The organism is Pseudomonas sp. IT-P176, assembly GCF_949767245.1.
GTDB lineage: Bacteria > Pseudomonadota > Gammaproteobacteria > Pseudomonadales > Pseudomonadaceae > Aquipseudomonas.
Genome location: NZ_CATKPN010000042.1, coordinates 1 through 15,706, shown reverse-complemented (window position 1 = coordinate 15,706; position 15,706 = coordinate 1). Strand labels below are relative to the sequence as shown.

Annotated in this window: 14 protein-coding genes; 12 read left to right on the top strand and 2 right to left on the bottom strand. The window is 61.9% G+C overall.

Annotated elements, in window-relative coordinates; genetic code table 11:
• Positions 1 to 7 precede the first annotated feature (7 nt).
• Together betT and epsC are read right to left on the bottom strand one after the other, a co-directional pair.
• Entirely contained in the window at positions 8 to 1,969 is a 1,962-nt protein-coding gene (gene betT, locus ACM6IP_RS11500) for a choline transporter BetT (RefSeq protein WP_162530218.1), read from the bottom strand.
• Between the two features lie 424 nt (positions 1,970 to 2,393).
• Positions 2,394 to 3,320, bottom strand: coding sequence for a serine O-acetyltransferase EpsC (epsC, locus tag ACM6IP_RS11495; protein ID WP_095167496.1), 927 nt, complete (start codon positions 3,318 to 3,320; stop codon positions 2,394 to 2,396).
• Between the two features lie 192 nt (positions 3,321 to 3,512).
• Here epsC and ACM6IP_RS11490 point away from each other — a divergent pair, with 192 nt between their 5' ends.
• The 12 genes from ACM6IP_RS11490 to ACM6IP_RS11435 all read left to right on the top strand — a co-directional run bounded on the left by ACM6IP_RS11490 (position 3,513) and on the right by ACM6IP_RS11435 (position 15,556).
• Complete coding sequence (locus ACM6IP_RS11490) at positions 3,513 to 4,508, top strand: D-cysteine desulfhydrase (protein ID WP_095167497.1); 996 nt, start codon at positions 3,513 to 3,515, stop codon at positions 4,506 to 4,508.
• A 254-nt stretch (positions 4,509 to 4,762) separates the two neighbouring features.
• Complete coding sequence (tcyJ, locus tag ACM6IP_RS11485; RefSeq protein WP_095167499.1) at positions 4,763 to 5,557, top strand: cystine ABC transporter substrate-binding protein; 795 nt, start codon at positions 4,763 to 4,765, stop codon at positions 5,555 to 5,557.
• Positions 5,557 to 6,222, top strand: coding sequence for a cystine ABC transporter permease (gene tcyL, locus ACM6IP_RS11480; protein WP_095167500.1), 666 nt, complete (start codon positions 5,557 to 5,559; stop codon positions 6,220 to 6,222). Before tcyJ ends, tcyL begins: the two co-directional genes overlap by 1 nt.
• Before the next feature lie 4 nt (positions 6,223 to 6,226).
• On the top strand, positions 6,227 to 6,973 hold the full coding sequence (tcyN, locus tag ACM6IP_RS11475; RefSeq protein WP_414861516.1) for an L-cystine ABC transporter ATP-binding protein TcyN: 747 nt from the start codon (positions 6,227 to 6,229) through the stop codon (positions 6,971 to 6,973).
• A gap of 469 nt (positions 6,974 to 7,442) precedes the next feature.
• Positions 7,443 to 8,219 carry a hypothetical protein gene (locus ACM6IP_RS11470; RefSeq protein WP_414861515.1) on the top strand — a complete coding sequence of 259 codons (777 nt, stop codon included), beginning with the start codon at positions 7,443 to 7,445 and terminating at the stop codon, positions 8,217 to 8,219.
• Between the two features lie 175 nt (positions 8,220 to 8,394).
• Positions 8,395 to 9,636: an SfnB family sulfur acquisition oxidoreductase gene (locus ACM6IP_RS11465; protein ID WP_095167503.1), complete on the top strand. Its 1,242-nt coding sequence runs from the start codon at positions 8,395 to 8,397 to the stop codon at positions 9,634 to 9,636.
• A gap of 24 nt (positions 9,637 to 9,660) precedes the next feature.
• Entirely contained in the window at positions 9,661 to 10,854 is a 1,194-nt protein-coding gene (locus ACM6IP_RS11460) for an SfnB family sulfur acquisition oxidoreductase (RefSeq protein ID WP_414861514.1), read from the top strand.
• Positions 10,854 to 12,221: an LLM class flavin-dependent oxidoreductase gene (locus ACM6IP_RS11455; protein ID WP_414861513.1), complete on the top strand. Its 1,368-nt coding sequence runs from the start codon at positions 10,854 to 10,856 to the stop codon at positions 12,219 to 12,221. Before ACM6IP_RS11460 ends, ACM6IP_RS11455 begins: the two co-directional genes overlap by 1 nt.
• Positions 12,222 to 12,303: 82 nt before the next feature.
• A complete protein-coding gene (locus tag ACM6IP_RS11450; protein WP_095167508.1) occupies positions 12,304 to 13,113 on the top strand; it encodes a MetQ/NlpA family ABC transporter substrate-binding protein in 810 nt (269 codons plus the stop codon).
• A 2-nt stretch (positions 13,114 to 13,115) separates the two neighbouring features.
• Positions 13,116 to 14,237 (top strand): methionine ABC transporter ATP-binding protein, encoded by a 1,122-nt coding sequence (locus ACM6IP_RS11445; protein WP_401126483.1) that lies wholly within the window; start codon positions 13,116 to 13,118, stop codon positions 14,235 to 14,237.
• The gene (locus tag ACM6IP_RS11440) at positions 14,227 to 14,871 is read left to right on the top strand and encodes a methionine ABC transporter permease (protein WP_414861512.1); all 645 of its coding nucleotides are present in this window, start codon (positions 14,227 to 14,229) and stop codon (positions 14,869 to 14,871) included. Before ACM6IP_RS11445 ends, ACM6IP_RS11440 begins: the two co-directional genes overlap by 11 nt.
• 55 nt (positions 14,872 to 14,926) lie before the next feature.
• On the top strand, positions 14,927 to 15,556 hold the full coding sequence (locus ACM6IP_RS11435; RefSeq protein ID WP_095167513.1) for a class I SAM-dependent methyltransferase: 630 nt from the start codon (positions 14,927 to 14,929) through the stop codon (positions 15,554 to 15,556).
• The last annotated feature ends 150 nt before the right edge of the window (positions 15,557 to 15,706 follow it).

Genomic DNA, 15,706 nt, shown 5'->3' with positions numbered 1-15,706 from the left:
GCCCCGATCAGCGCACCAGGTGCAGGAACTGCATGTGGCGCTCGTACTGGTCGAGGATGTCGTTGATGATCTGCTCCTTGGTGTAGCCCATCAGGTCGTAGTCCTGACTGCCCTCGCTCAAGTGCACTTCGGCGCGGTAGTAACGGCGGTTGCGCAGCTCCTTGGGGCCCATGCCGCCACGGGCGAACGACGGCGTGAAGTAGCCGCGCATCTGCACCTGGTAGATGAACGGGTGCTGGTCGCCGTGACCGATTTCCAGGCTGACGCTGTCGTTGGCCGGGTCCGGCTGTGCAACCACGTTCACCCCCTTCTCGACGAACACCGCCGTCACTTCCTCGATCGCCGGACGCACCGTGGTCTCGAGGAAGCGATACACCTCATCGCGGGACGGGAAGTGCACGGCCTGGCTCAAGCGCTGGCGCCAGCCGCCCTTGCCACGGCGCGAGGTCGAGACCGGGGCCAAGGAGTGCATCTGCGCGATCTTCTTCTGCGACTCGAGATAGAAGGCCTTGTGCAGCCCCCACATCATCAACAGCAAAATCATCGAGAACGGCAGCGAGGTCAGGACCACCGCCGACTTCAACGAGTCGATGCTGCCGGCGAACAACAGCGCACTCGTCACCAACGCGGTCATCGCCCCCCAGAACACCCGCAGCCATTTCGGCCCGTCTTCATCGGCATTGCCGCCCTTGGCCGACAGCGTCGAGAGCACCACGGTGCCGGAGTCGGCCGAGGTGACAAAGAACACGAAGCTGATGAACACCGTCACGGCGATCACCGTCTTGCTCCACGGGTAGGTTTCCAGCAGCAGGTACAGGGTCATCGACGGGTTGTCGATGGCCGACATGCCGAGCGCGCTCATGCCGTGGTTGAGTACCTGGTCGATGGCGCTGTTGCCGAAGATCGACATCCACGCCAGGGTGAAGCCCAGGGGAATCAGCAGCACCCCGAAGACAAACTCACGGATGGTCCGGCCACGGGAAATCCGCGCAATGAACAGCCCGACAAAGGGCGACCATGCAATCCACCAGGCCCAATAAAACACCGTCCAGCCGCCCAGCCAGTCGCTGGGCTTGTCGTAGGCGTAGAGGTCAAAACTCTTCATCGGCAAGGCGCCCAGATAGTCGCCAAGGTTCTGGATCAAGGTATTGAGCAGGTGCTGGGTGGGGCCGGCAAACAGCACGAACAGCAGCAGCGCGCAGGCCAGCAGCATGTTGATGTCGGACATTACCCGCACGCCCTTATCCACACCCGCGACGGCGACGATAATCGCCGCGCCCATCATCAAGGTGATCAGCCCGACCTGGACCCACTGGGTGTGCGCGACGCCGAACAGGTAATCGAGGCCGGAGTTGAGGTGCAGTACGCCAAAGCCCATGTCCGCGCCCAGGCCAAATACCGTGGCGATAATGCCAAAACCATCCACCGCGTAGCCGATCGGGCCGTTGATGCGCTTGCCGATCAGCGGGTACAGCGCCGAACGCAGGGCCAGCGGCAGGTTGTGCCGGTAGGCGAAGTACGCCAGGGCCATGCCGACAAAGGCGAACACCCCCCAGCCGTGCAGGCCCCAGTGCAGGAACAGAATCTGCATCGCCTGGCGCGCCGCATCGGCCGTGCCGGCTTCGCCCTGGGGCGGTAGCGACAGATGCGTCAGGGGTTCGGAAACGCAGAAGAAGAACAGCGTGATACTGATGCCGGCGGCGAACAGCATGCCGGCCCAGGACAAGTAACTGAATTCGGGCTCGTCGTGGTCGGCACCGAGCTTGATCTTGCCGTAGCCAGACAAGGCGGTGACCACCACGAAGACCAGATACAGGGTCATTGCCAGCATGTAGTACCAGCCGACTGTGTTGGCCGCCCAGTTTTGTGCCGCCAGGAGCCAGGCACCGGACTGCTGCGGGAAGGCGATGACCACCAGGCCGAACAGCAGGATGAAACTCGCCGCGAAATAAAACACCGGCGGATTCATGCGGATTTGACCGCTGGGAGGGGTAGCGGATGCACTCATGGACGGTGCACCTTCTGTGGGTAAAGCGTGGCTGTAAATTTCGGACTCAGCAAAGGCAAGCCTCCTGTTGTGAGCGGGCAGCGAACCACCGGTTTAACTTGAATGAACGTTCAAGTTAAACATGGATAGGGCACTAAGGACTAATTCCAAGGCTCGGCGGTACTCTCGTACGCTAGCTCAAGGAAGGGTATGACGTGAGGTTGAACGGAATCGTTCAACGGATATTTAGCAAATGGCCAGCCACCATTTACCAGGTCTCACAAGCCCTGTGGGAGCGGGCTTGCCCGCGATGGCGGTGGGTCAGGGGTAAGGGCGGAGCCCTAAGCCGCCATCACCGCAGCAACGGATCCACCCCCCAAACCCAGGATCAAAAGACTCCACAGGCTTACTTCTGCGTCCCATCATCATGCTGCAGATTGGCCTGGGTCAAGTTGCTCCCTGGCGGTACGCTGCGGGTCAGCCAGACGTTGCCGCCGATGCTCGAGCCCTTGCCGATGGTGATCCGTCCGAGGATGGTCGCACCGGCGTAGATCACCACATCGTCCTCGACGATCGGGTGACGCGCATGCCCCTTCTGCAACTGACCGTCCTCGTCTGCCGGGAAGCGCTTGGCGCCCAGGGTCACGGCCTGATAGATGCGCACGCGCTCGCCGATGATCGCGGTCTCGCCGATCACCACGCCCGTGCCATGGTCGATGAAGAAGCTGCGGCCGATCTGCGCGCCCGGGTGGATGTCGATGCCGGTGGCCGAGTGGGCAATTTCCGAGCTGATCCGCGCCAGCAACGGCAGGCCGGCTCGGTACAGGTGGTGCGCCAGGCGATGGTGAATCACCGCCAGGATCCCCGGGTAGCAGAGCAATACCTCATCGACGCTGCGGGCTGCCGGATCGCCGTGATAGGCGGCGAGCACGTCGGAGTCCAACAGGCCGCGCAACTCGGGCAAGGCCAGGGCGAAATCCTGGATCAGGCTGATGGCCCGTGCCTCGACCTCGGTATCGACCTGGGCGGTTTGCCTGGCGACATAGCGCAACTCCAGTCGCGCTTGGCCCAGCAGGGCATTCAAGGCCACGTCCAGAGTGTGCCCGACGTAGAAGTCCTCGCTCTCCTCACGCAGGTCCACCGGCCCCAGGCGCATCGGGAACAGGGCGCCACAGAGGGCTTCGAGAATCTCCGCCATCGCTGCGCGCGATGGCAGCTCGCGACCACCCTGCTCACCGCTGCTGCGACCATTTTGCGCACGCCACTGGTCACGGGCTACGCGCAGTTGGCTGACGATGGTCTGTAATTGCCAATGGCTGGAACGCTCACTCACGGTCAAAACTCCTCGCACGCAGCGGCCCCATACCAGGCCGCCTGAATGGCAGTCACTTTACGGTATGGTCACAAACCGCAATTAAGAACGAATTGTGCGAGCCTTAGCACTTTTAGGAATATGCGATTGGCGGTTGCCCGGGTAAAACGGCCTGCCTATAGTCCAGACACCTCCTACTACCCGTGCGGACCCATGATCAAACAACAGCTTGCTCGCTTTCACCGACTGGATCTTCTCGTCAACGCCACCCCCCTGGAAAAGCTCGAGCGGCTGTCGACCTGGCTGGGGCGCGAGGTCTACGTCAAGCGTGACGACCTGACGCCGCTGGCCATGGGTGGCAACAAGCTGCGCAAACTCGAATACCTGGCCGCCGACGCACTGGCCCAGGGCGCCGACACCCTGATCACCGCCGGGGCCATCCAGTCCAACCATGTGCGCCAGACTGCGGCAATTGCCGCAAAGCTCGGTCTGGGCTGCGTCGCCCTGCTGGAAAACCCGATCGGCACGGATGACAGCAACTACCTGGGCAACGGCAACCGCCTGCTGCTGGACCTGTTCGATGCCAAGGTCGAGCTAGTGGACAACCTCGACAACGCCGACCAACAGTTGCAAGCCCTGGCGGAGCGCCTGCGCAGCAGCGGCAAGCAGCCGTACCTGGTGCCAATTGGCGGCTCCAATGCCTTGGGCGCGCTGGGGTATGTACGCGCGGGGCTGGAACTGGCCGAACAGATCAAGGACACCGGCCTGCAATTTGCGGCCGTGGTCCTGGCCTCGGGCAGTGCCGGCACCCATAGCGGCCTGGCGCTGGCATTGAGTGAAGTGCTACCGGAACTGCCGGTGATCGGGGTCACCGTCTCGCGCACCGATGAAGACCAGCGCCCCAAGGTCCAGGGCCTGGCCGAACGCACCGCCGAACTGCTGGGGATCCAACTGCCGGCGAGTTTCAAGGTACAACTGTGGGACGAGTACTTCGCCCCCCGCTACGGCGAGCCGAGCGCCGGTACCCTGGCTGCGGTCAAGCTGCTGGCGAGCCAGGAAGGCCTGTTGCTCGACCCGGTCTACACCGGCAAGGCCATGGCCGGACTGCTCGATGGCATTGGCCGGCAGCGTTTCGACAATGGTCCTATCCTGTTCCTGCACACTGGCGGCGCCCCGGCACTGTTTGCCTACGCTGCATCGTTCGCCTGAAGCCAATCCACGTCATGTAGGAGCGAGCTTGCTCGCGATAGCGCCCTAAAGCACTCCACGACATCCACCAAATAACCACAAAAGGAATAACAAACTCACTTTTTATTATTTTCAAGTCTAAAAATCCCGCCCTATAGTCTCGCCGCAGGCGCAATTGCCGCGAGACGCATACGCTGCTTCTAGGGCAGGATGTGGAATTCCCGATTTTGCCTGCTTCATAAAAAACGTCTTCATAAAAAACACAGGGGCTTGTCATGAATTTTTCCGCATTTCGTCGAAATCTGCTGGTGGGCTCGCTGGGCCTGGTACTTGGTGCCGGTCTGTTGGGGCAAGCGGTAGCCGGTGAGCAACTGCAAAAGATCAAGGACGCGGGCGTGATCAACGTCGGCCTGGAAGGCACCTACCCACCGTTCAGTTTTGTCGATGCCGACGGCAAGCTGGCAGGTTTCGAAGTCGAATTTTCCGAAGCCCTGGCCAAGGAGCTGGGGGTCAAGGTCAAACTGCAACCGACCAAGTGGGACGGCATCCTCGCCGCCCTGGAGTCCAAGCGCCTGGATGCGGTCGTCAACCAGGTAACCATCTCTGAAGAGCGCAAGAAGAAGTACGACTTCTCCGAGCCCTACACCGTCTCCGGGATTCAGGCCCTGGTACTGACCAAGAACAAGGACAGCATCAAGTCCGCCGCCGACCTGGCTGGCAAGAAAGTCGGGGTGGGCCTGGGCACGAACTACGAGCAGTGGGTGAAGGCCAATGTGCCGACCGCTGACATCCGCACCTACGAAGATGACCCAACCAAGTTCCAGGATCTGCGTGTCGGGCGCATCGACGCCATTCTGATCGACCGCCTCGCCGCGCTGGAATACGCCAAGAAAGCCAAGGACACCACCGCTGCCGGTGAAGCGTTCTCTCGTCAGGAAGCCGGTATCGCCCTGCGCAAAGGCGAGCCTGAGCTGCTGGCCGCAGTGAACAAGGCGATCGACAAGCTGCGTGCCGACGGTACGCTGAAGAAGCTTTCGGAAAAATACTTCAACGCTGACGTCACTCAGTAATGGGCGAGGCTTTCCAACTCGCGCTGGACTCCGCGCCCTTTCTGCTCAAGGGCGCGTACTACACCGTCATCCTCAGCCTTGGCGGGATGTTTTTCGGCCTGCTGCTGGGCTTCGGCCTGGCCTTGATGCGCCTGTCGCGCTTCAAGCTGGTGAGCTGGATCGCGCGCATTTATGTGTCGTTCTTTCGCGGCACGCCGTTGCTGGTGCAGCTGTTCGTGATCTATTACGGTTTGCCGCAATTGGGCGTCGAGCTTGATCCGCTGCCGGCGGCCTTGATCGGCTTCTCGCTGAACATGGCCGCCTATGCCTGCGAAATCCTGCGCGCCGCCATCAGTTCGATCGAACGGGGCCAATGGGAAGCCGCGGCCAGTATCGGCATGACCCGTGCGCAGACCCTGCGCCGGGCCATCCTGCCGCAAGCCGCGCGCACCGCGTTGCCGCCCCTGGGCAACAGCTTCATCTCGCTGGTCAAGGACACCGCGCTGGCCGCGACCATCCAGGTGCCAGAGCTGTTCCGCCAGGCGCAGTTGATTACCGCCCGCACCTTCGAAATTTTCACCATGTATCTTGCCGCCGCGCTGATCTACTGGGTTCTGGCCACGGTGCTGTCGCACCTGCAGAACAAGTTGGAAGAGCGGGTCAATCGGCACGACCAGGAGTCCTGACCCAATGATTGTCGTGGAAAAACTGACAAAGCAGTTCAAGGGTCAAGTTGTGCTCAATGGCATCGACCTGGAGGTCAAGGAAGGCGAGGTGGTCGCCATCATCGGCCCCAGCGGCTCGGGCAAGACTACCTTCCTGCGCTGCCTGAACTTTCTCGAAGAGCCGAGCAGTGGCCGGATCAAGGTCGGCGACATCGAGATCGATGGTAGCCGCCCGCTGAACCAGCAGCAGAGCCTAGTGCGCCAATTGCGCCAGCACGTGGGCTTCGTGTTCCAGAACTTCAACCTGTTCCCGCACCGCACGGCGCTGGAAAACGTCACCGAAGGGCCACTGGTGGTCAAGAAGATTCCCAGGGAGGAGGCCCTGGCACTGGGCCGCAAACTCCTGGCCAAGGTCGGCCTGGCGGGCAAGGAAGATGCCTACCCGCGCCGGCTCTCCGGCGGCCAGCAACAGCGCGTGGCGATCGCCAGGGCGCTGGCCATGGAGCCGGAAGTGATCCTCTTCGACGAACCGACCTCCGCGCTGGATCCGGAGCTGGTGGGCGAAGTGCTGGCGACCATTCGTGGCCTGGCGGAAGAAAAACGCACTATGGTCATCGTCACCCACGAAATGGGCTTTGCACGCGACGTGGCCAACCGCGTGGTGTTTTTCGACAAGGGCGTGATCGTCGAACAAGGCGAAGCCAAGGCCTTGTTTGCCAACCCCAAGGAAGAGCGTACCCGACAGTTTCTCAGCAAGTTTCTTAACGCCTGAAGTTTCGCGCAACCCGCAACTTCCCATTTGCAACAGTCACTTTCCACGGAAGGAAGTGGCGCCTGTTAAAAACAATAACTCCCCCCTGGTATTTATCCCTACGCGCACACGGAATAAATAGATACGTCCTCCCCTTTCCTCCGGCGGCGTACCTTGGCCCAGGCTCTGCGTCTCGCCGTCCCGAAAATAGCCTGCTTTATAGTTCTATAGCTTTGATCATCCGAGAAAAACCCCAATCACCTGTACGCTGGAAACGCCTCCAAGGTAGGACATTTCTGATTGACCAAGGATCACCAACTTCCCAACTTTCATCTATTGACACCCTATCAGGCGCGCTCTTATCTAGACGCCAATTAACTGCACACCGGCATTAACCAATCGGCTATCACTTGAACTCGACACCCTGAATCAATGTGAACTAACGCAACTTCGAAACGGACTTCGCTGCGGTATTTCAAGGAGAACACGCATGACCTGTCTGCCGAACAAAGTAGAACTGACGGCTCCGCGCCTGGCGCAATCGTCGGGATCCGCCATTAACGGTGTCTCAGCGGCTCATCTGCTGATCGAGATTGCCCCCTACGCCAGCATGGAAGAAGGCGACCTGATCGAGCTGTTCTGGGACACCAGCTACGTCGCCTCCAAGGTCCTGGAAGCCGCGGATATCGGCCAGCCCATCCACCTACGGGTGCCCGAGAGCTTTATCCGCAACGGCAGGTCCGGTATCCACTATCGGGTCATGCAAGTCGGCCAGGACCCGGCGCGCTCAGCGACCAAGCGAGTGCAGGTCAAGCTCGACTGCCCCGGCGGGCAACCACACAGCCAGTGCGCCGATGAAAACCAGGGGCTGGCGCCCTTGGGCATTCCAGAGATGATCCGCAAGCATGGGGTCAACCCGAACCAAATGAAACGCGGCGTGCCGCTGACCATCGAGCCTTACCTGAACATGGCCACTGCCGATGCAATCACCCTGCGCTGGGGCGATGTGCGCCTGGACCTGCCCAAGGTCAAGCCCGGCGAGGTCGGCAAGCCGATCAACCTGTGGGTGCCGCCGGCAGTGATTCTCGAGGCCGGAGAGGACAGTCGCCTGGAAGTGACCTACTGCATTCTCGATCGGGTCGGCAACAACTCACGCTGGGCGCCTGCACGCTTGTTGCGAATCGGCGGCTGCCCACCCGGTGCCAGGCTGCCAGCCGACCCTGAGGCAACAGCGCACGGACCTTCTATGTATATTCCTAAAAGTTAGTTTATTAATTTTTTATACGCGATTAGGGTATATGCACCGGACCACCGGACATTCTTGATTCTGATTTCGCCGCACGACGCGGCTTATCCATGAGATGTGAGGTAGGTATGGTCCGGAACACAATCACCCCAGTGCAGATCGCCAGGGCATTGCGTGCAGCCAAGGAGTGGCAGTGATGTCCAGTCTGGCCGAAGCAAACATCCAGAGCGATCTGGACATCGCCCCGCCGCTGCTGCCCGCACAGGTGCTCGGCAATGACGCACAAGCCCTCGAAGCTGCCCACGAACTCGCGGCTGTCGCCCGCCAGCAAGCCGCGCGCCGCGATCAGCAACGCAAATTGCCCTGGGCGGAAATCGAGCAGTTCACCCGCAGCGGCCTGGGCAGTATCGCCATTGGCAAAGCCTTTGGTGGCCCACAGGTTTCCTACGTCACCCTGGCTGAAGTCTTCGCGATCATTTCCGCGGCAGACCCAGCACTAGGGCAAATTCCGCAGAACCAGTTCGGCATCCTCAACCTGCTGCAACATGTGGCCAGCGAGCCGCAGAAACAGCAGTTGTTCCAGAGCGTGCTCAACGGTTCGCGCATCGGCAATGCCGGCCCGGAACGGGGCAACAAGAACACCCTGGAACTCAAGGCCCGTATCACCGCCCAAGGCGATGGTTGGGTGCTCAATGGCCAGAAGTTCTACTCCACCGGTGCCCTCTTCGCACACTGGATCGCGGTCAAGGCGCTCAACGACGACGGCAAGCAGGTGATGGCGTTTATCCGTCGTGGCACCCCGGGACTGCGGGTGGTGGACGACTGGTCGGGGTTTGGCCAGCGCACCACCGCCAGCGGCACCGTATTGCTCAACAACGTGCGGGTCGACGCCGACCTGGTGGTGGAAAACTGGCGGCTCAACGAGCGCCCGAATATCCAGGGTGCCGTCTCCCAACTGATCCAGGCCGCCATCGACGCCGGCATTGCTCGCGGCGCCCTCGACGACGCCATTGAATTTGTACGCACCCGCGCCCGGCCGTGGATCGATGCCAAGGTCGACCGCGCCAGTGATGACCTGTACGTGATTGCCGACATCGGCAAACTGAAGATCGAACTGCACGCCGCCGAAGCGCTGCTGCGCAAGGCCGGCAAGGTGCTGGATCAGGTCAGCGCGGCACCGGTCACTGCCGCTTCCGCCGCCCGCGCCTCGATTGCCGTCGCCGAGGCCAAGGTGCTGACCACCGAGATCTCGTTGCTCGCCAGCGAAAAGCTCTTCGAGCTGGCCGGCAGCCGCGCCACCCTCGCCGAATTCAACCTCGATCGTCACTGGCGCAATGCGCGCGTGCACACCCTGCACGACCCGGTGCGCTGGAAGTACCACGCCGTGGGCGACTACCGCCTCAACGGCACCTTGCCGAACCGGCATTCCTGGATCTGACCGACCAGACATCTGGAGATTTACATGACGTTTTCCCATTCCGTCGCGGTCATTACCAGCGATGAACAAGCCCTTATTGTCGCCAGCGACCTGGCCGAAGACTTGCGCCGCGACAGCGCCCTGCGCGACCGTGAACGTCGCCTGCCTTATCCGGAGTTGGAAGTGTTTTCGCGCTCGGGCCTGTGGGGCATCAGCGTCCCCCGCGAATATGGCGGCGCCGAGGTGTCCAACGTCACCCTGGCCAAGGTCATCGCCCTGATCGCCCAGGCTGATGGTTCCCTGGGGCAGATTCCGCAGAACCATTTTTATGCCCTCGAAGTCCTGCGGGTGAACGGCAGCGAGGCGCAGAAAAAACGCCTGTACGCCGAAGTGCTCGCCGGCCAGCGTTTCGGCAATGCGCTGGCGGAACTGGGGACCAAGACCGCCCATGACCGGGTCACCCGCCTGACCCAGGATGGCCAGGGCTACCGCATCAACGGCCGCAAGTTCTACGCCACCGGCGCCATCTACGCCCAGCGCATTCCCACCTCAGTGGTTGATGACAATGGCGTCCAGCAACTGGCCTTCGTGCCCCGCGATAGCCAAGGCCTGACGGTGATCGACGACTGGAGCGGCTTCGGCCAACGCACCACAGGCAGCGGCTCGGTGGTGTTCGAGGACGTCTATGTGTCTGCCGACGACCTGGTGCCGTTTCAAAGCGCCTTCGAGCGTCCGACCCCGGTCGGCCCGCTGGCGCAGATTCTCCACGCCGCCATCGACACCGGTATCGCCCGCGCCGCCTACGAAGACGCGCTGCACTTCGTGCGGACCAAGACCCGCCCGTGGATCGACTCCGGCAACGACCAGGCCACCCAAGACCCGCTTACACTGAAAAGCTTCGGTCACCTGAGCATCCGCCTGCACGCCACCGAAGCGCTGTTGGAACGTGCCGGTGAATTCCTCGACCAGGCTCAGCGCGACACCAACGCAGACACCGTGGCGGCCGCCTCGATTGCCGTGGCCGAAGCCCGCGCCATCAGCAGCGAAATCTCCCTGGCCGCCGGCAGCACCCTGTTTGAGCTCGCCGGTAGCCAGGCGACGCTGGCCGAGCATGGCCTGGACCGACACTGGCGCAACGCGCGCGTGCATACCTTGCATGACCCGGTGCGCTGGAAATACCACGCGGTGGGCAACTACTACCTCAATGATGAAAACCCGCCGCTGCGAGGGACCATCTGATGAGCAGCCCCGTGCACGCGAAGAAAAAAATCCTCCTCAATGCCTTCAACATGAACTGCATCGGGCACATCAATCACGGCCTGTGGACCCATCCACGAGACAACTCGACCCAGTACAAGAGCGTCGAGTACTGGACTGAGCTGGCGCAGCTGCTGGAGCGCGGGCTATTCGACGGTTTGTTCATCGCCGACATCGTCGGTGTCTATGACGTGTACCAGGGCTCGGTGGACGTACCGCTCAAGGAGTCGATCCAGTTGCCGGTCAACGACCCACTGCTGCTGGTTTCGGCCATGGCCGCGGTGACCCGTAACCTCGGCTTCGGCCTCACCGCCAACCTCACCTATGAACCGCCGTACCTGTTCGCCCGGCGCATGTCGACCCTCGACCACCTGAGCCGTGGGCGGGTGGGCTGGAACATTGTCACCGGCTACCTCGACAGCGCCGCCAAGGCCATGGGCCTGAGCGAGCAGGTCGAACATGACCGGCGTTACGACCAGGCCGACGAGTACCTGCAGGTGCTGTACAAGCTCTGGGAGGGCAGCTGGGAGGCGGACGCGGTACTCAACGACCCCCAACAGCGCATCTACGCCCAGCCGGGCAAAGTGCACAAGATCGAGCACCACGGCGAGTTCTATAAGGTCGAGGGTTATCACCTGTGCGAACCCTCACCGCAACGCACCCCGGTGCTGTTCCAGGCCGGCAGTTCGAGTCGCGGCCTGCAATTCGCCGGGCAACACGCCGAGTGCGTGTTCATCAGTGGCCAGAACAAAACCTCGACCAAGGCCCAGGTCGACAAGGTGCGCGCCAGCGCCGTCAGCGCCGGGCGCAAGCCAGACGACATCAAGGTATTCATGGGTTTGAACGTGATTGTCGGAGCCAGCGAAGAGGCCGCCTGGGCCAAGCACGCCGAGTACCTGAGCTACGCCAGCGCCGAAGCTGGAGTCGCGCATTTTTCCGCCTCCACTGGCATCGATTTCTCCCAGTACGGATTGGACGAGCCTATCCAGTACGTGAAAAGCAACGCCATCCAATCCGCCACCCAGCACCTGAAAAACAACGACTGGACCCGGCGCAAACTGCTCGATCAGCACGCCCTGGGCGGTCGCTACATCACCCTCGTCGGTTCACCCGAACAGGTGGCGGACGAACTGGAATCGTGGATCGCCGAAACCGGCCTGGACGGCTTCAACCTGACCCGCATCGTCACCCCGGAAAGCTATGTGGATTTCATCGACTTGGTGATCCCCGAGTTGCAGCGCCGTGGTTCGTACAAGACCGCGTATGACCAGGGCACCTTGCGCGAGAAGCTGTTTCAAGGGGCCGCGCAATTACCCGAACAGCACACCGGTTCGACGTTTCGCCGCTGACCGGTCCCACGAACCATTGTGGGAGCGAGCCTGCTCGCGAAGAGCCTCCCAAACAACCCAACTCTATGACTGGAAACCCATCATGAAAAACACCTTGTTCACCCACCCAGTCAAAGCACTGGCACTGGCCCTCGGCCTTTTCAGCTCCGTGACCTTCGCCGCCGACGCGCCGCTGAAGGTCGGCACCACCGCCGCCTTCGCCATTCCCCTGGAGGCCGCGGTCGAAGAGGCCGGCAAGCAAGGCCTGAAAGTCGAGCTGGTGGAGTTCAGCGACTGGATCGCACCCAACGTCAGCCTGGCCTCGGGCGACATCGACGTGAACTACTTCCAGCACATCCCCTTCCTGGAAAACGCCAAGGCCGCCGCCGGCTTCGACCTGGTGCCGTTCGCCCCAGGGATCATCAACAACGTCGGCCTGTATTCGAAGAAATACAAAAGTTTCGCCGAGCTGCCCGAAGGCGCCAGCGTGGCCATCGCCAACGACCCGATCAACAGCGGTCGCGGCCTGCAACTGCTGGCCAAGGCCGGCTTGATCACGCTCAAGGATGGGGTGGGCTACAAGGCCACCGAAGACGACATCGTCGCCAACCCGAAGCAGATCAAAATTCTCCAGGTCGAAGCCGTGCAACTGGTGCGCGCCTATGACGACGCCGACCTGGTGCAGGGTTACCCAGCCTACATTCGCCTGGCCAAGACATTCGACGCCGGCTCCGCGCTGCTGTTCGACGGTCTCGACCACAAGGAATACGTGATCCAGTTCGTGATCCAGCCCAACAGCAAAACCGATCCTCGGTTGATCAAGTTCGTCGACATCTACCAGCATTCGCCCGCCGTTCGCGCTGCCCTGGATAAAGCCCACGGCAAGCTCTACCAAGCCGGCTGGGAAAGCTGAGCATGAGCGCCGCGAGCCAACTGCGACTGGAAATTCCAGAGCCCCACAACGCGGTCCAGACTGAACTGCACCCCGACCTCAATCACGCCCACGTCCGCTTCATTGGCCTGGGCAAGACCTACAACGGTCAGCAAGGCCCGGTCGCCGCGCTGCACGGCATCGACCTGGCGATCCAGCGCGGTGAGGTGTTCGGCATCATCGGCCGCAGCGGTGCCGGCAAGTCGTCGCTGATCCGCACCATCAATCGCCTCGAACAACCAACCTCGGGCCGGGTGCTGATCGATCAGGTGGACATCGGCGAGTTCGACGAAGACCGCCTGGTGCACCTGCGTCGGCGCATCGGCATGATCTTCCAGCACTTCAACCTGATGTCGGCCAAGACCGTGTGGCAGAACGTCGAATTACCACTCAAGGTCGCCGGCGTGGCGAAACCGGCGCGCGAGCAAAAGGTCCGCGAGTTGCTCGAACTGGTGGGCCTGCAGGACAAGCACAAGGCCTACCCGGCACAGCTCTCGGGCGGGCAGAAACAGCGCGTCGGCATTGCCCGCGCGCTGGTGCACGATCCGGCGATCCTGCTGTGCGACGAAGCCACTTCGGCGCTGGACCCGGAAACCACCCAATCGATCCTCGGCCTGCTGCGCGAAATCAACCGGCGCCTGGGCCTGACCATCATTCTGATCACCCACGAGATGGCGGTGATCCGCGATATCTGTGACCGGGTGGTGGTGCTCGAACACGGCAAGATCGTCGAGCAAGGCCCGGTCTGGCAAGTGTTCGGCAACCCGCAGCACGAGGTCAGCAAAACCCTGCTGGCGCCGCTGCAGCACAGCCTGCCGGAGGACCTGCAAGGTCGCCTGCAAACCCAACCCGCCTCAGCCCAGGCCGCCGTGGTATTGCGCTTGCAGTTCACCGGCAGCAGTCAGGACGAACCGGACCTGGCTGCACTGTTCAGCGCCCTGGGTGGCCGGGTGCGCTTGCTGCAAGGCGGAGTCGAGCGAATCCAGGGGCATGCCTTGGGGCAATTGCTGCTGGCAGTGTCGGGGTCGACCCTGGACACCGAACAATTGCGGCAACGCGCCGCTGCATGGGCGCAACAGGTAGAGGTGCTGGGTTATGTGGTTTGAGCGTTTGCTGCAAGGCTTTATCGATACCTTCCTGATGGTCGGCGTGTCATCGCTGATTGCCTTGCTGGCGGGTATTCCGTTGGCGGTGATCCTGGTCACCAGCGCCAAGGGCGGGATCTACCAAGCCCCGGCGCTGAACCGTGCGCTGGGGGACTTTGTGAACCTGTTCAGGTCGATCCCGTTTCTGATCCTGATGGTCGCGCTGATTCCCTTTACCCGGTTGATCGTCGGCACCACCTACGGCGTCTGGGCCGCCGTAGTGCCACTGACCATTGCCGCCACGCCATTTTTCGCGCGGATTGCCGAGGTCAGCCTGCGCGAGGTCGATCACGGCCTGATCGAAGCGGCCCAGGCCATGGGCTGCCGCCGCTGGCACATCATCTGGCACGTGTTGCTGCCTGAAGCGCTACCGGGGATTGTAGGAGGGTTCACCATCACCCTGGTCACCATGATCAACTCCTCGGCCATGGCCGGGGCCATTGGTGCCGGTGGCCTGGGCGATATCGCCTACCGTTACGGCTACCAACGCTTTGACAGCCAGATCATGCTCACGGTGATCGTGCTGCTGGTGATTCTGGTGGCGGTGATTCAATTGGGCGGGGATCGGTTGGCGCGCGGCTTGAACAAGCGTTGAACCCTCGGCCGCAAAGGGTATATTCGGCTCACTCCCCTTGCCTGCGCAGCCGATCATGAAACACACCCCCGACGACCTCCAACAGATCACCGCCACCACCCTGGATCACTACAATTCGGTGGCCGAAGGCTTTCGCGAAGGCACTCGCGAGCATGACGTCAGCCAGAACATCGCGGCCCTGCTGCGGCACATCCAGGGTGAGGCGCCGCTACAGATTCTCGACTTCGGCTGCGGCCCGGGGCGGGACTTGCAGACGTTCACCCGCCTGGGACATACGGCCGTCGGCCTCGACGGCTCTGAGCAGTTTGCCCGGATGGCCCGCGAGGACAGCGGCTGTGAGGTCTGGCAGCAGGACTTTCTCAAGCTCGACCTGCCGGCAGAACGGTTTGACGGGATTTTCGCCAATGCCGTGCTGTTTCATGTGCCACGCCAGGAGTTGCCGCGGGTGCTACGGCAACTGCACGGGACCTTGAAACCGGGTGGTGTGCTGTTCAGTTCCAATCCCCGTGGCGACAACCAAGAGGGCTGGAATGGCCCGCGATACGGGGCGTATCACGACCTTCAAACGTGGCAGCAATTGCTCACCGAGGCGGGTTTTGTCGAGCTCGAACACTACTACCGCCCGGCCGGGCTGCCGCGCGAGCAGCAGCCTTGGCTGGCGAGTGTCTGGCGTAAATCGGCGTAGGCCGTTAGACCGCCATCGCGGGCAAGCCCGCTCCCACTGGGTGTATGCAAGATCTGCGAACTCCAAAACCACTGTGGGAGCGGGCCTGCAGGGTGTATGCAAGATCTGCGAACTCCAAAACCACTGTGGGAGCGAGTCGGGCGGCGCTCC

Excerpts from the sequence above, each read along its gene's own strand:
- ACM6IP_RS11490 (WP_095167497.1), top strand. The coding sequence starts at position 3,513 with ATGATCAAACAACAGCTTGCTCGCTTTCACCGACTGGATCTTCTCGTC.
- ACM6IP_RS11450 (WP_095167508.1), top strand. The coding sequence starts at position 12,304 with ATGAAAAACACCTTGTTCACCCACCCAGTCAAAGCACTGGCACTGGCC.
- ACM6IP_RS11465 (WP_095167503.1), top strand. The coding sequence starts at position 8,395 with ATGTCCAGTCTGGCCGAAGCAAACATCCAGAGCGATCTGGACATCGCC.
- ACM6IP_RS11460 (WP_414861514.1), top strand. The coding sequence starts at position 9,661 with ATGACGTTTTCCCATTCCGTCGCGGTCATTACCAGCGATGAACAAGCC.
- ACM6IP_RS11445 (WP_401126483.1), top strand. The coding sequence starts at position 13,116 with ATGAGCGCCGCGAGCCAACTGCGACTGGAAATTCCAGAGCCCCACAAC.
- tcyN (WP_414861516.1), top strand. The coding sequence starts at position 6,227 with ATGATTGTCGTGGAAAAACTGACAAAGCAGTTCAAGGGTCAAGTTGTG.
- ACM6IP_RS11440 (WP_414861512.1), top strand. The coding sequence starts at position 14,227 with ATGTGGTTTGAGCGTTTGCTGCAAGGCTTTATCGATACCTTCCTGATG.
- tcyL (WP_095167500.1), top strand. The coding sequence starts at position 5,557 with ATGGGCGAGGCTTTCCAACTCGCGCTGGACTCCGCGCCCTTTCTGCTC.
- ACM6IP_RS11470 (WP_414861515.1), top strand. The coding sequence starts at position 7,443 with ATGACCTGTCTGCCGAACAAAGTAGAACTGACGGCTCCGCGCCTGGCG.
- betT (WP_162530218.1), bottom strand. The coding sequence starts at position 1,969 with ATGAATCCGCCGGTGTTTTATTTCGCGGCGAGTTTCATCCTGCTGTTC.
- ACM6IP_RS11435 (WP_095167513.1), top strand. The coding sequence starts at position 14,927 with ATGAAACACACCCCCGACGACCTCCAACAGATCACCGCCACCACCCTG.
- tcyJ (WP_095167499.1), top strand. The coding sequence starts at position 4,763 with ATGAATTTTTCCGCATTTCGTCGAAATCTGCTGGTGGGCTCGCTGGGC.
- ACM6IP_RS11455 (WP_414861513.1), top strand. The coding sequence starts at position 10,854 with ATGAGCAGCCCCGTGCACGCGAAGAAAAAAATCCTCCTCAATGCCTTC.